Below are 15,037 nucleotides of genomic sequence, written 5' to 3'. Positions count from 1 at the left end.
CCGGATGTGCTCTAAGTCACATTTATGTCCGGATGTAAGTAAATGTTTGCCTGGTCGAGTATAGGGAAAGTGGCAGGGGAGGGAAGCGTAAAATGCTGGATTTTACGTGTTGCGTCATGTTTTTTAACTATTGATTAACGGAAGTGCCGGGTGGCGCTGTACCACCCGGCAAAACCCACTACACCTGCTGCTTCTTATCGTGCTGGCGATTAACCCAGGTATTGATAATCAGCGTCACGATCAGGATGCCAAACACTACCCCGAGCGAAATGGCGATCGGGATATGATAGAAATCGACAATCAGCATCTTGATACCGATAAATACCAGGATCACCGACAGGCCGTATTTCAGCATCGAGAAACGTTCCGCCGCGCCTGCCAGCAGGAAGTACATCGCACGCAGGCCAAGGATTGCGAACAGGTTAGAGGTCAGCACAATGAACGGGTCAGTGGTCACCGCGAAGATAGCCGGAATACTGTCTACCGCGAAGATAACGTCGCTCAGCTCAACCAGAATCAGCACCAGCAGTAGCGGAGTGGCAAACATCAGGCCATTTTTACGCACGAAGAAGTGTTCGCTCTCGATCTTGTCCGTCATGCGCAGATGCCCACGGATCCACTTCACTAGCGGACGATCGCCAATAGCGGAGCCATCTTCTTTCGCCAGTGCCATTTTGATCCCGGTGAACAGCAGGAAGGCACCAAAGACATACAGCAGCCATTCGAACTGGGTTATCAGCCAGCTACCGGCAAAGATCATGATGGTACGCAGAACGATCGCCCCCAGCACGCCGTATACCAGTACGCGGCGTTGCAGTGCGGCAGGTACGGCGAAGTAACTGAATAGCATCAGCCAGACGAAGACGTTATCCACCGCCAGGGCTTTTTCGATCAAATAACCGGTGAGGAACGCCAGTGCCTGAGGGTCGGCAACCGCGCGGCCTTCGGTTGAGGCCAGATACCACCAGAAGGCGGCACAGAAGAGCAGGGACAGGGTTACCCACACCAGCGACCAGACGGCGGCTTGTTTCATGGACATGCCATGCGCGCCACGACGACCCTGCAAAAAGAGGTCGACAGCCAGCATGATGAGGACCACGACTGCGAATCCGCCCCACAGCAGCGGAGTACCGACAGTATTCATATTTCTTCCTTACGCATAAAAACAAAAACGGCTATGGTCAGAAGACGATAGCCGTTACGCTTTTTATGCATAGACCTCGCCTTCCGGCAAGGTCTCACTTACAACCAAAAAGACGCTTTTGATTGCCCGGCGACCGGATGCGATTTTCACGCATCGTAATGACGATCCACCGGCAAGGAAGTTACTCCCCTTTGCGGGTAACAAAATATGTCAGACCATCGGTTTCGTCAATGGTGTGCATGATTTCATTACACAGCTTTACGCGATCGCTTTTGCGCTCACGTCGTCTGCCGGGAACACCACGCCAGTCTGACGGCGGATCTCCGTTTGCAGCTTCGCCGTAGTGCGGCTGACCGAAAGCCCTGGGTGATTCACTTCATTGTTTTCTACCAGGCGTGCAAAGACCTCTGCCTCATAGAGCATAGTGTTAATATGCTGTGGCTGCGTCAGCTCTTGCGCTTTCCCGCCGCGCGGCACGAAGCTCAGTTTCTGACACTCGGAGATCTTCTCAATCACCAGCGATCCGGCTTCGCCCTGAATTTCGCTCGGCAGCACTGAATCACTGACTTTAGAGTGTTGCAGCGTAACGCTGAAATCACCGTAATCCAGCACCACGACACCGTGTGCATCCACACCGCTATCCAGCAGGCTGGCGGTGGCCGTCACGCCGTGCGGCTCGCCCCACAGCGCGACTGCCGAGGCCAGACAGTAGAAGCCGATATCCATAATCGACCCGTTCGAGAAGGCCGGATTAAAGGTGTTCGGGTTCTCACCGTCCAGGTAGCGCTGGTAGCGTGAAGAGTACTGGCAGTAGTTGATGAAAGCCTTACGCACGTTGCCAAGCTTCGGCAGAGACTGCTGCAACAGCAGGAAGTTTGGCAGGCTGGCGGTTTTGAATGCTTCAAACAGCACCACCTGATTTTCACGCGCCAGGGCGATGGCGGCTTCCACTTCCTGAATGTTGGAGGCAAGCGGCTTCTCGCAAATCACATGTTTTTTATGGCTGAGGAACAGCCTGGTTTGCGGGAAGTGCAGGGAGTTCGGGCTGGCAATATAGACCGCATCAATGGCATCACTTTGCGCCATCTCATCGAGCGAGGTGAACAGGTGTTCGACCAGGTAATCATTCGCGAAGGACTGCGCCTGCTCAAGGCTGCGGGAATAGACTGCGGTGAGCTTATATTTGCCGGTTTCGTGGGCGGCGTCGACGAACTGGCGTGTGATCCAGTTCGTACCAATGACTGCGAAACGTATCATAAACGTTTACGTACTCCGTAGCTGGGAACCTTCAGCCACTGTAGCACGGGATTATTGCAAAACCAGTGCGCTATTCCGCATTACCTTTTAACGATAAATGCGTAAGCCACAGTCGGGTATCAAACTCGAGCTGGTGGTACTGCGGCTCCATATGGCAGCACAGGGAATAGAACGCCTTGTCGTGCTCTTTCTCTTTCAGGTGTGCCAGTTCATGCACTACGATCATTCGCAGAAACGCTTCCGGCGCGTTACGGAACACGGTCGCCACGCGGATCTCGGCTTTCGCCTTCAGCTTGCCGCCCTGAACGCGAGAGATAGCGGTATGCAGGCCGAGCGCGTTTTTCAGCACGTGGATCTTGTTGTCGTACATCACCTTATTGATCGGCGGTGCGCTCTTCAGGTACCGGCTTTTCAGATCCTGCGTATACTGCCAGAGGGCTTTATCGGTCGCGAAATCATGGGTGCCCGGGTAGCGTTTTTCCAGCACCGTGCCCAGCTTTTGCTCGGCAATTAAGCTGCGAACCTGGGAAAGTAAGTGCGCCGGGTAGCCCTGGAGATAAGTTAGTTGGTTCATCAAAAGCCCAAATTAATGCGAAAACGGGTATACTCACGCACCCTTTTCAGGGATACGCCGAAATTTTACCATTCAGGAGGGCCGATGAGCCACTTAGACAACGGTTTCCGTTCACTCAACCTTAAACGTTTCCCGGAAACGGACGACGTCAACCCGCTTATGGCGTGGGAAGCGGCGGATGAATATCTGCTGCAACAGTTGGATGACACTGAAATCAGCGGCCCGGTTCTGATCCTGAATGATGCGTTTGGCGCGCTGGGCTGTGCTCTGGCGGAACACACCCCTTACAGCATCGGTGATTCCTACTTAAGTGAGCTGGCGACGCGTGAAAACCTGCGCCACAACGACCTCAAAGAATCCAGCGTGAAGTTTCTCGACAGCACTGCGGACTACCCGCAGGCGCCGGGTGTGGTGCTGATCAAAGTGCCGAAAACCATGGCGTTGCTGGAACAACAGCTGCGCGCGCTGCGTAAAGTCGTCACCCCGGAAACGCGTATTATCGCAGGTGCAAAAGCGCGTGATATTCACACCTCGACGCTGGAATTGTTCGAGAAAGTGCTCGGCCCAACTACCACCACGCTGGCGTGGAAAAAAGCGCGTCTCATCAACTGTACCTTCAGTGCGCCGGAACTGGCTGACGCGCCAGAAACGCTGAGCTGGAAACTGGAAGGGACCGACTGGACCATCCATAACCATGCGAACGTCTTCTCCCGCACCGGTCTGGATATCGGGGCGCGTTTCTTTATTGAACATCTGCCGGAAAATCTGGAAGGTGAGATTGTCGATCTGGGCTGCGGTAATGGGGTGATTGGCCTGACGCTGCTGGCGAAGAACCCGGAAGCCAGCGTGGTGTTTAGTGATGAATCGCCGATGGCGGTGGCTTCCAGTCGTCTTAACGTGGAAACCAACATGCCAGAGGCGCTGGATCGCTGCGAGTTTATGATCAACAACGCGCTGTCAGGTGTGGAACCTTTCCGCTTCAACGCTGTACTGTGTAACCCGCCGTTCCACCAGAAACATGCCCTGACGGATAACGTCGCCTGGGAGATGTTCCACCATGCGCGTCGTTGCCTGAAAATTAACGGTGAGCTGTATATCGTGGCGAACCGCCACCTGGACTACTTCCACAAGCTGAAGAAGATTTTTGGTAACTGCACCACCATCGCCACCAACAACAAGTTCGTGGTGCTGAAAGCGGTTAAGCTGGGTCGTCGTCGTTAAGATTTTGTATGTGCGGCCTGATGCCCTCACCCCACCCCTTTCCCACAGGGAGAGGGAGCAAACACTAAAAACGGCAACTGGGTTGCCGTTTTGCTTTTACCTTGCCCTATATCGCCAGAGCTAATTTCGTCCCCTGCGCAATCGCGCGCCGCGCATCCAGCTCCATCGCCACATCACACCCGCCAATTAAATGTACCGTTTTACCTGCCTCACGCAGCGGATCGGCCAGATCGCGTTTCGGCTCCTGTCCGGCACATAAAATGATGTTGTCCACGCGCAGCAGCTGCGGTTCACCGCCGATCAGCACGTGTAGCCCCTCGTCGTCGATCTTCTGATAACTGACCGCCGGGATCATTTTCACGCCGCGCGACAACAGCGTGGCGCGGTGGATCCAGCCCGTCGTTTTGCCCAGCCCTTCGCCGGGTTTACTGGCTTTACGCTGCAACATCACAATCTGGCGCGGGCTTTTCGGCAGCTGAGGGCCTTCTGGTCGCAAACCGCCAGCCTGATTCAGGCTGGTATCGATACCCCATTCCACACAAAACTCGGCAATGTTCTGGCTGGTGGCTTCACCCGGCTGGCTTAAATACATCGCCGTATCAAAGCCGATGCCGCCGCAGCCGATAATGGCAACGCTCTCCCCAACCGGGGTTTTATCGCGCAATACGTCGAGGTAGCTCAGCACTTTCGGGTGATCAATCCCCTCGATCGCCGGCAGACGCGGGGCGATCCCGCTTGCCAGGATGACCTCATCGAAATCAGCCAGATCCGCAGCATTCACAAACTGATTTAATCGCAGATCCACGCCGGTCAGGGCGATCATCCGACGGTAATAACGCAGGGTTTCGTAGAACTCCTCTTTGCCGGGGATCTGTTTGGCGATATTAAACTGCCCGCCAATTTCACTTGCCGCATCAAACAGTGTCACGCTGTGCCCGCGTGAAGCGGCATTGACGGCAAAGGCCAGCCCCGCAGGGCCTGCGCCAACCACCGCCAGACGCTTCTTATTGCTAGTGGGGATCACCGGCATTTTGGTTTCGTGGCAGGCGCGCGGGTTGACCAGGCACGAGGTGACTTTGCCGACAAAGATCTGATCAAGACAGGCCTGGTTACAGCCGATACAGGTGTTGATCTCATCCGCGCGGCCACTTTGCGCTTTGGACAGCAGTTCGGCATCAGCCAGGAACGGGCGCGCCATCGATACCATATCGGCATCGCCCCGTGATATCACATCGTCCGCCACCTGAGGATCGTTAATGCGGTTGGTGGTTACCAGTGGGATCGACACTTTGCCTTTCAGCTTGCGTGTCACCCAACTGAATGCTGCGCGGGGTACCGGCGTGGCGATGGTGGGAATACGCGCCTCGTGCCAGCCGATCCCGGTGTTGATGATGGTTGCGCCTGCCGTTTCAATGGCCTGGGCCAGCTGTACGGTTTCGTCAAACGTCCCGCCGCCTTCCACCAGGTCGAGCATCGACAGGCGGAAGACGATGATAAAATCAGCGCCCGCACGTTCGCGCACGGCGCGTACCACTTCGATGGCAAAACGCATCCGGCGCGCGTAATCACCACCCCATTCATCGTCGCGCTGGTTAGTGCGGGCCGCCAGGAATTCGTTAATCAGATACCCTTCAGAGCCCATCACTTCCACGCCGTCGTAGCCCGCTTCCCGCGCCAGTGCGGCACAGCGGGCGAAGTCATCAATCAGCGTCAGGATCTCGTCGTGGCCGAGGGCGTGCGGTTTGAAGCGGTTGATGGGGGCCTGAATGGCCGATGGCGCGACCAGTTTCGGCTGGTAGCTGTAACGGCCCGTATGCAGAATTTGCAGGGCGATTTTCCCCCCCTCTTTGTGAACCGCATCGGTCACAATTCGGTGATGTGGCAGCTGGCTGGCATCGTTCAGCACGGCTCCGCCTTCCATACCTACACCTGATGGAGCGGGGGCTACGCCTCCGGTGACAATCAATGCTACACCATGACGCGCACGTTCGGCGTAGAACGCAGCCAGACGCTCAGCACCGTCGGGGTGTTCTTCCAGACCGGTATGCATCGAGCCCATCAACACGCGGTTTTTGAGCGTTGTGAACCCCAGATCGAGGGGGGCGAATAACGACGGGTAGCGGCTCATACTCTCTTCCAGTGTAAAATTATTGTTATGTGGTCGGATGAGTTACTAATTTAGCCAGCGGGGAGTAAAAGGGAAAAGGGGAATGCGGTGATTGTGATGGGATTCAAAAATTGTGTGGCCTGATGCTCTCACCCTAACCCTCCCCCACGGGGAGAGGGGACGAAACCGCCCTCTCCCTCAGGGAGAGGGCCGGGGTGAGGGTGATACCCGCACCAGCCCAGGTGCTTGCCACATCGACGTGGTCAGCCCGCTGTCCACCAGCCCAAGCTGGTCGGCGTAGACTGCCTGCCATTTTTGCATCATGCCGTCGTACAGCTCGCGGTGTTCTGGGTTTGGCGTAAATTCCCGGCTCCATTTCACCAACCGTTCTCCGGTGGATGCCATATCTGCAAACAGGCCCGCGCCTGTTCCGGCGGCGATTGCACAGCCCAACGCGGTGGCCTCTTTGACCTCAGGCACACGCACCGGCAACCCGGTCACATCGCTTAAGATCTGGCTCCACAAGGCACCTTTCGCGCCGCCGCCCGCAAACACCAGGCTTTCAAACGTCACGCCGGAAAAATGCGAAATCTGCGCCAGGTTGCAGGCCGAGACAATCGCGGCGTTTTCTTCCAGCGCACGGAACAGCGTGGCTTTGTTGCACTTTTCCGGATCGATGGAGAGGTTAATAAACGACGGTGCAGCGTGATACCACTGCTTAAAATGCATCGCATCGGAGAAAATCGGCATCACGCCGTGCGAACCCGCCGGAACGCGAGCCGCCATCTCTTCCAGCAGGGCGTAAGTATCCATGCCCATTCGCTCGGCAATCAGTTTTTCCTCTGCACAGAAAGCGTCACGGAACCAGCGCATGGTTAATCCGGTGAAGAAGCTGATGGATTCCGCCTGTGCCATGCTGGGGATCACGTGGGGGTTAACCCGGATATTCATATCGGGATCGGTACGCACCTGCGGCAAATTCACCACCTGCTGCCAGAACGTACCACCCAGCACCGCCGTTTGCCCGGCGCGTACCACGCCCAAACCCAGGCACCCAAGCTGCACATCGCCACCGCCCATCACTACCGGCGTGCCTTCGCGCAGGCCGCTTTGCTGAGCCGCCGCCCCGGTAACCGCACCCAGCAGCGTGCCTGTTTCTTTCACTGGGGAGAGGATATCGGCGCGCAGCCCGGCCATATCCAGTAACGTTGGACGCCAGTCGCGGCTGAAGAGATCGAGCATCCCGGTGGTGCCCGCATTGGAGGGATCGACCGCCAGTTCTCCGGAGAGCTTCGCCGCCAGCCAGTCGCTGATCATGGTGATGGTGGCAGCCTTACGGTAAATATCCGGACGATGGTGGGCCAGCCACAGCAGGCGCGGCATGGCACTGAGTGCCAGCGTCTGCCCGGAAACACCGTACACTTCGGATTCAAAACGGTAGTCGTGTATCTCTTTGAGCTCCGCCACCTCGCGGCTGGCGCGGGCGTCGACGTTGGCGCAGGCCCAGATAGCCTCGCCGTTGCGGTCATACAACACAATGCCTTCACGCATTGAGCAGCAGGCGACCGACTGGATATCGGCGGCGCTCAGGTGCGCGCGCTCCAGCGCCTGATGGATGCACTGGCAGGCCAGCCGCCAGTTGGTGTCGAGGTCAAACTCCATCGACCCCGGCACGTTCTCCACGCTCAGGTGTTTCCACTCGGCCTGGCCGACGGCAATCTGGTTGCCCTGTAAATCGAAAATAACGGCGCGAACGCTGCCTGTCCCTGCATCTAACGCTAAAAGGTAACTCATGAGTTTGCCTCGTTGTTAGCGCGGGAAAGGCAGGCTCTCAGTTTGCCAGAGCCAGCACCGCGCGGGCTGTCGTCTCTTCCGTCACCAGGCCATTGATACGGCGACCTTTGAGTGCGGCATAAATCGCATCGGCTTTCTCTTCACCTCCGGCCACGCCAACGATGGTGGGTAACTGCGCCAGCTCATCGAGCGTTACGCCTAGTAATTCACGGTGGATCTCCAGTTCGTCTACGCATTCCCCTTCGGCATTGAGGAAATAGCCCAGGATATCGCCCACGGCGCCCTTGCGGGCATACATCAGTTGTTCGCCTTCACTGATATAGCCGGAACGTAAAATCGTGGCATCGCGACGCTGGTTCACCGCACCAATTCCCACCACGGCAACATCGGCTGCGGTAGCCGCGAGGATCACATCCCGCACGCTGGTTTCTCGTTTTAAAATTCCGGCGACTTCAGCGGAGGAAACGCGAAGCGGCGCCGGGATCATACTGACGCTACAGGCCGCATCCAGCTGACCGATGCCGGTCATATACGGCCCTACGCCGCCCGAAAGCGTGACCAGGCGGATCTGCTGTGAGCTAATAAAGCCGCTTAAGTGTTGCAGGCTGCTCATGGTGGTTTCGCCAAAGCCCACCGCCAGCAGCTGCCCGGGTTCCAGTACGCCCATCAGAGACTGCGCCGCGCCAATGCCTAACCGCACGTTCATCGGCGGGGTATTCAGGGCAGGCAACACCCGCACCAGCTTCAGACCAAATCGCCGCTGTAGCTCGGTTTCCAGCGCCAGACATCCTTCATAGCGGGAATTTATCTGGACGCGAATCACCCCCGACTGACGCCCCTTTTCCAGCAGACGCGAAATTTTCAGACGGGGCAGGCCAAGTCGCTCGCCAATATCGTTCTGGGTCAGGCCGTCGTGGTAATAGCACCAGGCGACGCGTGCCACCAGTTCCTCTTCCGCCAGTGCAAGCCCTGCAAACCGACCTTCTTCAGCAATGCGTTTATCGCCCATATTTGAACTCTTATAAAAATTTAGATCATATGTTCGTGATGGCGCGGGTGGAAAGTGTGAGCCACGCGGCAAAACGGATCTTTTAGATTGTTTCTGGTTTATCTGGATCTTAATCGATAAAACTGTGATCCCTGCACGGTTGTAAATATAGTTCACCGTCTACGCTTTTGAACATTATTAATTCTAAAAATCATTTGTTCAATAGCGGAGCGATGATGACCCCACTTATCGAAGCACGTGATATCTGCAAACAGTTTTCTGGCGTACCGGTGCTAAAAGGCATTGATTTCACGCTACTTGCGGGCCAGGTTCATGCGCTGATGGGGGGAAACGGCGCGGGAAAATCGACGCTAATGAAAATCATCGCCGGGGTCGAGACGCCTGACAGCGGTGAACTTTCAGTCGCCGGGCAGTCATTTGCGCGTTTGAAGCCCGGGCAGGCGCACAAGCTCGGGATCTACCTTGTCCCGCAGGAGCCGATGCTGTTTCCGAATCTGACGGTGCGGGAAAACATCCTTTTCCGTCTGCCCCGCGAAAACGGTCTGGATAAAAAGCTGACGGATAAACTCCGGCAGCTCCAGTGCCAGATCAACCTGGATGCCACCGCCAGCACGCTGGAAGTGGCGGATCAACAGATGGTGGAGATCCTGCGCGGATTAATGCGCAATGCAACGATCCTGATCCTGGATGAGCCAACGGCTTCGCTAACACCAGGGGAAACCGATCGCCTGTTTCGCCAGATCCGGGCGTTGCAGGATCAGGGCGTTGGCATTGTGTTTATCTCGCATAAATTGCCGGAGATCCGCCAACTGGCGAGCCATGTTTCAGTCATGCGCGACGGCGCCATTGTCCTCAGCGGTGAAACGGCGCAATACGACGATAACGCCCTCATTGGCGCGATGACGCCGGTTAGCCGCGATAAAGAATTAAGTGACACCCAAAAGCTGTGGCTGTCGCTGCCGGGAAACCGACGCACCCAGGCGCAGGATTTTCCGGTGCTGCGGGTTGAAACGCTGACCGGGGAAGGGTTTATCGATCTCAGCCTTGAGATTTACGCCGGTGAGATTGTCGGTCTTGCCGGGCTGGTGGGCTCCGGGCGTACTGAGTTCGCCGAAACACTCTATGGCCTGCGCCCGGTACGTGCGGGGCGCGTCTGGCTGGAAAATCAGGATATCAGCAGCGATTCGGTATTTTCGCGGCTGGATAAGGGGTTGGTGTATCTGCCGGAAGACCGGCAGGTTTCAGGGTTGTTCCTGGATGCGCCAGTTCGCTGGAACACGGTCGCCCTGAATGAGCCGTCCATCTGGCAGCAGCGCAAACGCGAGGCGGCGGTGGTGGAGCGTTATCACCGGGCGCTGGGGATCAAACTCATCGATGCAGACCAGACCGTGCGGACGCTCTCCGGTGGCAATCAGCAAAAGGTCTTGCTGGCGCGCTGCCTGGAGGCCAACCCGCTGCTGCTGATTGTGGATGAACCCACGCGTGGCGTGGATGTGTCGGCGCGGGCAGACATCTATCAGCTGATAAAAAGCGTGGCGGCGCAAAACGTCGCGGTGCTGATGATTTCAAGCGATCTCGACGAATTCCCAGGTCTTGCTGACCGCGTACTGGTGATGCATCAGGGGATGCTCAGCGGGGAACTGCCACGCCATGCCGTCAGCCTCGACAAAATGATGTCGCTGGCCTTCGGAGGACAATCATGAAGATGTTACTGAGAAACCGCGAGCTCAGCGCGCTGCTGGCGATCCTGGCGCTGTTTGCCGTGCTGGTGGCCCTTAACCCGGCCTATTTCAGTTTTCAGACCCTGGGAATGATCTTCGCCAGCTCGCAAATTCTGATCCTGCTGGCGCTGGGCGCGGCGATGGTGATGCTGACCCGCAATATTGATGTCTCTGTGGGATCAACGGTGGGTCTGTGCGCGATTGCCGTGGGGGTCGCGCTCAACAGCGGCTACAACCTGCCGGTGGCGATGCTTTTTGCGCTTTCCATTGGCGCACTGGCGGGGGCATTTAACGGCTTTCTGGTGGTCGGGCTACGTATCCCGGCGATTGTTGCCACCCTCGGTACGCTGGGGTTATATCGCGGCGGGATGCTGCTCTGGACGGGCGGCAAGTGGATAGAAGGGTTACCGTCGAGCCTGAAATCACTCTCAGAGCCGGTGGTTATCGGGATCTCACCGATAGGGTTTGGCGTGCTGATTCTGGCAGGCATTGGGGCATGGATCTTCTCGCGTACTCTGTTTGGCCGGGATTTCTACGCCGTGGGCGATAACCTTGCCGCTGCGCGCCAGCTTGGCGTGGCGGTGAACCGCACCAGGATGATTGCCTTCACCCTGAACGGTGTACTGGCGGCTTGTGCGGGGATCGTCTTTGCCTCGCAAATTGGCTTTGTACCGAACCAGACTGGCAGCGGGCTGGAGATGAAGGCCATCGCGGCCTGCGTGCTTGGGGGTATTTCGCTGCTGGGCGGCACCGGCACGCTGGTGGGCGCGTTTCTCGGCGCCTTCTTCCTGACCCAAATCGACACCGTGCTGGTGCTGTTCAAGCTTCCGGCCTGGTGGAATGACTTTATCGCCGGGCTGGTGCTGCTGGGAGTACTGGTGCTCGACGGGCGTCTGCGTCAGGCCCTGGCGCGTCATCAGCGGGCGCTGAAATACAGTCGCTTCCAGCCGGGTAACCGGGGGGGAAAGCACGTCACCCCGTTCCCAAAACGCAAAAAAGAGGTGGCGTAGATGAAGCTTAACTGGGAAAGCGCGCTGCTGATCCTTCTGGTGCTCGAAATCCTGCTTTTTGGGGCCATCAACCCACGGATGCTGGATATCAACATGCTGCTGTTCAGCACCAGCGATTTTATCTGCATCGGCATTGTGGCCCTTCCGCTGACGCTGGTGATTATCAGCGGCGGTATCGATATTTCACTCGGCTCGACCATTGGCCTGTGCGCCATTGCGCTGGGGGTGATGATGCAGGCCGGTTGGCCAATGTTTGTGGCTATTCCGCTGACCCTGCTGCTGGGTCTGCTGTGTGGTCTGGTTAACGCCGCACTCATTCACTACACCGGCATTAGCCCGCTGGTGATCACCCTTGGCACGCTGTACCTCTACGGAGGCGGGGCGCTGCTGCTTTCCGGTATGGCGGGGGCAACGGGATATGAAGGGATTGGCGGTTTCCCGGACAGCTTTACCGCCTTCGCCAATCTTACGCTGATAGGGCTGCCGGTTCCGCTGGTGCTGTTCGCGCTGATTACCGTTTTTTTCTGGCTTATCACCCACCGGGGGCGCTTTGGCCGGCATCTGTTTCTGATTGGGCAAAACCCGCGAGCGGCGCGTTATGCGGCGCTATCGGTCAACGGGATGCCTTATGCGCTGTATGGCCTGGTGGGCGTGGCTTCGGCGATTGCCGCCCTGGTGATGGTTTCGTACTTTGGCTCGGCGCGTTCGGATTTGGGGCGCGATTTGTTAATGCCTGCTCTCACCGCCGCTGTGCTCGGCGGGGCCAATATCTACGGGGGATCAGGTTCGGTTTTGGGTACAGCACTGGCGGCGCTGCTGGTGGGGTATCTGCAACAGGGTTTACAGATGGTCGGCATCCCCAACCAAGTGTCGAGCGCGCTGTCAGGGGCGCTGTTGGTTGTGGTGGTGATGGGACGTTCGTTGAGTCTGCACCGTGAATGGGTGCGATCTCTCTTCACAAAACTACCCGGAGCGTAAGATGAAAACAAAACTGATAGTCCTGGCGATAGCGCTTAGCGTGGCGTCTGCGCAGGCGGCAGACCGCATTGCCTTTATTCCTAAGCTGGTGGGCGTAGGCTTCTTTACCAGCGGTGGTAACGGCGCAAAAGAGGCGGGCAAAGACCTCGGTGCAGACGTTACCTATGACGGCCCAACCGAGCCAAGCGTCTCCGGGCAGGTGCAGCTTATCAATAACTTCGTCAACCAGGGCTATAACGCCATTATCGTCTCTGCCGTGTCGCCAGACGGGCTTTGCCCGGCGCTCAAGCGCGCAATGCAGCGCGGTGTTAAGGTCCTGACCTGGGATTCCGACACCAAACCCGAGTGCCGCAGTATTTACATCAACCAGGGAACCCCGGAACAGCTCGGCGGCCTGCTGGTAGATATGGCCGGCAAGCAGGTCACCAAACCGAATGCCAAAGTCGCATTCTTCTACTCAAGCCCGACCGTTACCGACCAGAACCAGTGGGTGAAAGAGGCCAAAGCCAAAATCGAGAAAGAGCACCCTCAGTGGCAAATCGTGACCACTCAGTTTGGCTATAACGATGCCACCAAATCCCTGCAAACCGCAGAAGGGATCTTAAAAGCCTACCCGGATCTGGATGCGATCATCGCCCCGGACGCCAACGCGCTGCCAGCGGCGGCGCAGGCGGCGGAAAACCTCAAACGTGAAGGGGTCGCCATTGTCGGGTTCAGCACCCCGAACGTGATGCGTCCGTACGTGGAACGCGGCACGGTGAAAGCCTTCGGTCTGTGGGATGTGGTTCAACAGGGCAAAATTGCGGTCAATGTCGCCGATCATTTACTCAAAAAGGGCGATCTTAACGTGGGCGACAGCGTGGATGTCAAAGACATCGGGGCGCTGAAGGTCGAGCCGAACAGCGTGCAGGGCTATCAATATGAAGCGAAAGGCAATGGCATCGTGCTGCTGCCAGAACGCGTGGTATTCACCAAAGAGAACATCAACAAATACGATTTCTGACGGGGGAGCACATGGCTGATTTAGACGACATCAAAGACGGCAAGGATTTTGGCATCGGCACACCGCAGCAGAACGTGCCATTCACCCTGAAGGGTTGCGGCTCGCTGGACTGGGGAATGCAGTCGAGGCTGGCGCGGATCTTTAACCCGAAAAGCAATCGCACGGTGATGCTGGCCTTTGACCACGGCTATTTCCAGGGGCCGACCACCGGCCTTGAGCGTATCGATCTCTCTATTGCGCCGTTGTTTGGTGAAACCGATGTGCTGATGTGTACACGGGGTATTCTGCGCAGTCAGGTGCCTGCCGCCACTAACAAGCCGGTGGTGCTGCGGGCGTCTGGCGGTAACTCGATTCTGGGTGAGCTGTCCAACGAGTGTGTGGCGGTGGCGATGGAAGACGCCCTGCGCCTGAACGTCTGCGCGGTGGCGGCGCAGGTCTACATCGGCAGTGAGTTTGAGCATCAGTCGATCAACAACATCATCAAGCTGGTGGATGCCGGAGCGCGTTACGGCGTGCCGACGCTGGCGGTGACGGGAGTCGGCAAAGAGATGGCGCGTGACGCGCGGTATTTCTCGCTTGCCAGCCGTATCGCCGCCGAAATGGGGGCGCAGTTCGTCAAAACCTATTACGTGGATGAAGGCTTTGAAAAAGTGACCGCCAGTTGCCCGGTGCCGATCGTCATCGCGGGGGGCAAAAAACTGCCGGAGCACGAGGCGCTGGAAATGTGCTGGCGGGCAATTGACCAGGGCGCATCAGGCGTGGACATGGGGCGCAACATCTTCCAGTCCAGCGCGCCGCTGGCCATGCTGAAAGCGGTGAAGAAAGTGGTACATGAGAACATGAACGCGCGGGAAGCGTTCCAGTTCTGGCAGGAAGAAAAACAGGGAGAAGCAAAATGAACGTGACGTTAGTGGAGATCAACATCAAGCCTGAACGGGTGGACGAATTTCTGGAGGTCTTTCGTGCCAACCACGAAGGGGCGATTCAGGAGCCGGGGAACCTGCGTTTTGATGTATTGCAGGACCCGCGGGTGAAAACCCGGTTCTTTATCTACGAGGCTTATAAGGACGAAGAGGCGGTGCTGGCCCATAAGAAAACGCCGCACTACCTGGCGTGCGTGGATAAGCTTGAGGCGTTGATGTCGGAGCCGCGCAAGAAACGCAGTTTTGTCGGTTTATTACCGGAGTAGGCATAAGCGTGCGTATATTCCCCCTCCGTC

General features: G+C 57.2%; 13 protein-coding genes. 7 read left to right on the top strand and 6 right to left on the bottom strand.

Features of this window, described 5'->3' with window-relative positions; all coding sequences use genetic code 11:
- Positions 1-178: 178 nt before the first annotated feature.
- From M987_RS02345 to M987_RS02335, 3 genes are all read right to left on the bottom strand, one after another.
- A complete protein-coding gene (locus M987_RS02345; RefSeq protein ID WP_014071837.1) occupies positions 179-1,144 on the bottom strand; it encodes a TerC family protein in 966 nt (321 codons plus the stop codon).
- 258 nt (positions 1,145-1,402) lie between these two features.
- Positions 1,403-2,401: a Gfo/Idh/MocA family protein gene (locus M987_RS02340; protein ID WP_014071836.1), complete on the bottom strand. Its 999-nt coding sequence runs from the start codon at positions 2,399-2,401 to the stop codon at positions 1,403-1,405.
- A gap of 70 nt (positions 2,402-2,471) precedes the next feature.
- Positions 2,472-2,975 (bottom strand): YgjP-like metallopeptidase domain-containing protein, encoded by a 504-nt coding sequence (locus tag M987_RS02335; protein ID WP_014071835.1) that lies wholly within the window; start codon positions 2,973-2,975, stop codon positions 2,472-2,474.
- Positions 2,976-3,059: 84 nt separating this feature from the next.
- Between M987_RS02335 and rlmG the strand changes: the two genes are divergently transcribed.
- Positions 3,060-4,196 (top strand): 23S rRNA (guanine(1835)-N(2))-methyltransferase RlmG, encoded by a 1,137-nt coding sequence (gene rlmG, locus M987_RS02330; protein ID WP_014071834.1) that lies wholly within the window; start codon positions 3,060-3,062, stop codon positions 4,194-4,196.
- A 106-nt stretch (positions 4,197-4,302) separates the two neighbouring features.
- Here rlmG and M987_RS02325 read toward each other — a convergent pair whose 3' ends face one another.
- From M987_RS02325 to lsrR, 3 genes are all read right to left on the bottom strand, one after another.
- A complete protein-coding gene (locus M987_RS02325) occupies positions 4,303-6,324 on the bottom strand; it encodes an NADPH-dependent 2,4-dienoyl-CoA reductase (protein WP_014071833.1) in 2,022 nt (673 codons plus the stop codon).
- 177 nt (positions 6,325-6,501) lie between these two features.
- On the bottom strand, positions 6,502-8,097 hold the full coding sequence (gene lsrK / locus M987_RS02320; RefSeq protein WP_014071832.1) for an autoinducer-2 kinase: 1,596 nt from the start codon (positions 8,095-8,097) through the stop codon (positions 6,502-6,504).
- A gap of 37 nt (positions 8,098-8,134) precedes the next feature.
- Positions 8,135-9,106, bottom strand: a complete 972-nt coding sequence (gene lsrR / locus M987_RS02315) for a transcriptional regulator LsrR (protein ID WP_014071831.1) — start codon at positions 9,104-9,106, stop codon at positions 8,135-8,137.
- A 215-nt stretch (positions 9,107-9,321) separates the two neighbouring features.
- Between lsrR and lsrA the strand changes: the two genes are divergently transcribed.
- The 6 genes from lsrA to lsrG are packed head-to-tail and all read left to right on the top strand — an operon-like array spanning position 9,322 to position 15,007.
- On the top strand, positions 9,322-10,809 hold the full coding sequence (lsrA, locus tag M987_RS02310) for an autoinducer 2 ABC transporter ATP-binding protein LsrA (protein WP_014071830.1): 1,488 nt from the start codon (positions 9,322-9,324) through the stop codon (positions 10,807-10,809).
- Positions 10,806-11,837, top strand: a complete 1,032-nt coding sequence (gene lsrC / locus M987_RS02305; protein WP_014071829.1) for an autoinducer 2 ABC transporter permease LsrC — start codon at positions 10,806-10,808, stop codon at positions 11,835-11,837. The genes lsrA and lsrC overlap by 4 nt, the downstream gene beginning before the upstream one ends.
- The gene (lsrD, locus tag M987_RS02300; RefSeq protein ID WP_014071828.1) at positions 11,838-12,815 is read left to right on the top strand and encodes an autoinducer 2 ABC transporter permease LsrD; all 978 of its coding nucleotides are present in this window, start codon (positions 11,838-11,840) and stop codon (positions 12,813-12,815) included.
- 1 nt (position 12,816) lies between these two features.
- Positions 12,817-13,818 (top strand): autoinducer 2 ABC transporter substrate-binding protein LsrB, encoded by a 1,002-nt coding sequence (lsrB, locus tag M987_RS02295; RefSeq protein ID WP_014071827.1) that lies wholly within the window; start codon positions 12,817-12,819, stop codon positions 13,816-13,818.
- Positions 13,819-13,829: 11 nt separating this feature from the next.
- Positions 13,830-14,717, top strand: coding sequence for a 3-hydroxy-5-phosphonooxypentane-2,4-dione thiolase (gene lsrF / locus M987_RS02290; protein ID WP_014071826.1), 888 nt, complete (start codon positions 13,830-13,832; stop codon positions 14,715-14,717).
- A complete protein-coding gene (lsrG, locus tag M987_RS02285) occupies positions 14,714-15,007 on the top strand; it encodes a (4S)-4-hydroxy-5-phosphonooxypentane-2,3-dione isomerase (RefSeq protein WP_014071825.1) in 294 nt (97 codons plus the stop codon). Before lsrF ends, lsrG begins: the two co-directional genes overlap by 4 nt.
- The last annotated feature ends 30 nt before the right edge of the window (positions 15,008-15,037 follow it).

The organism is Enterobacter soli ATCC BAA-2102 (assembly GCF_001654845.1).
GTDB lineage: Bacteria > Pseudomonadota > Gammaproteobacteria > Enterobacterales > Enterobacteriaceae > Enterobacter > Enterobacter soli.
Note: the sequence above shows the minus strand (reverse complement) of the source record. Positions and strands in the feature narration are given on the sequence as shown.

Bases quoted from the DNA above. Each gene is read 5' to 3' on its own strand.
- M987_RS02345 (WP_014071837.1), bottom strand. From the start codon at position 1,144: ATGAATACTGTCGGTACTCCGCTGCTGTGGGGCGGATTCGCAGTCGTG.
- M987_RS02340 (WP_014071836.1), bottom strand. From the start codon at position 2,401: ATGATACGTTTCGCAGTCATTGGTACGAACTGGATCACACGCCAGTTC.
- M987_RS02335 (WP_014071835.1), bottom strand. From the start codon at position 2,975: ATGAACCAACTAACTTATCTCCAGGGCTACCCGGCGCACTTACTTTCC.
- rlmG (WP_014071834.1), top strand. From the start codon at position 3,060: ATGAGCCACTTAGACAACGGTTTCCGTTCACTCAACCTTAAACGTTTC.
- M987_RS02325 (WP_014071833.1), bottom strand. From the start codon at position 6,324: ATGAGCCGCTACCCGTCGTTATTCGCCCCCCTCGATCTGGGGTTCACA.
- lsrK (WP_014071832.1), bottom strand. From the start codon at position 8,097: ATGAGTTACCTTTTAGCGTTAGATGCAGGGACAGGCAGCGTTCGCGCC.
- lsrR (WP_014071831.1), bottom strand. From the start codon at position 9,106: ATGGGCGATAAACGCATTGCTGAAGAAGGTCGGTTTGCAGGGCTTGCA.
- lsrA (WP_014071830.1), top strand. From the start codon at position 9,322: ATGACCCCACTTATCGAAGCACGTGATATCTGCAAACAGTTTTCTGGC.
- lsrC (WP_014071829.1), top strand. From the start codon at position 10,806: ATGAAGATGTTACTGAGAAACCGCGAGCTCAGCGCGCTGCTGGCGATC.
- lsrD (WP_014071828.1), top strand. From the start codon at position 11,838: ATGAAGCTTAACTGGGAAAGCGCGCTGCTGATCCTTCTGGTGCTCGAA.
- lsrB (WP_014071827.1), top strand. From the start codon at position 12,817: ATGAAAACAAAACTGATAGTCCTGGCGATAGCGCTTAGCGTGGCGTCT.
- lsrF (WP_014071826.1), top strand. From the start codon at position 13,830: ATGGCTGATTTAGACGACATCAAAGACGGCAAGGATTTTGGCATCGGC.
- lsrG (WP_014071825.1), top strand. From the start codon at position 14,714: ATGAACGTGACGTTAGTGGAGATCAACATCAAGCCTGAACGGGTGGAC.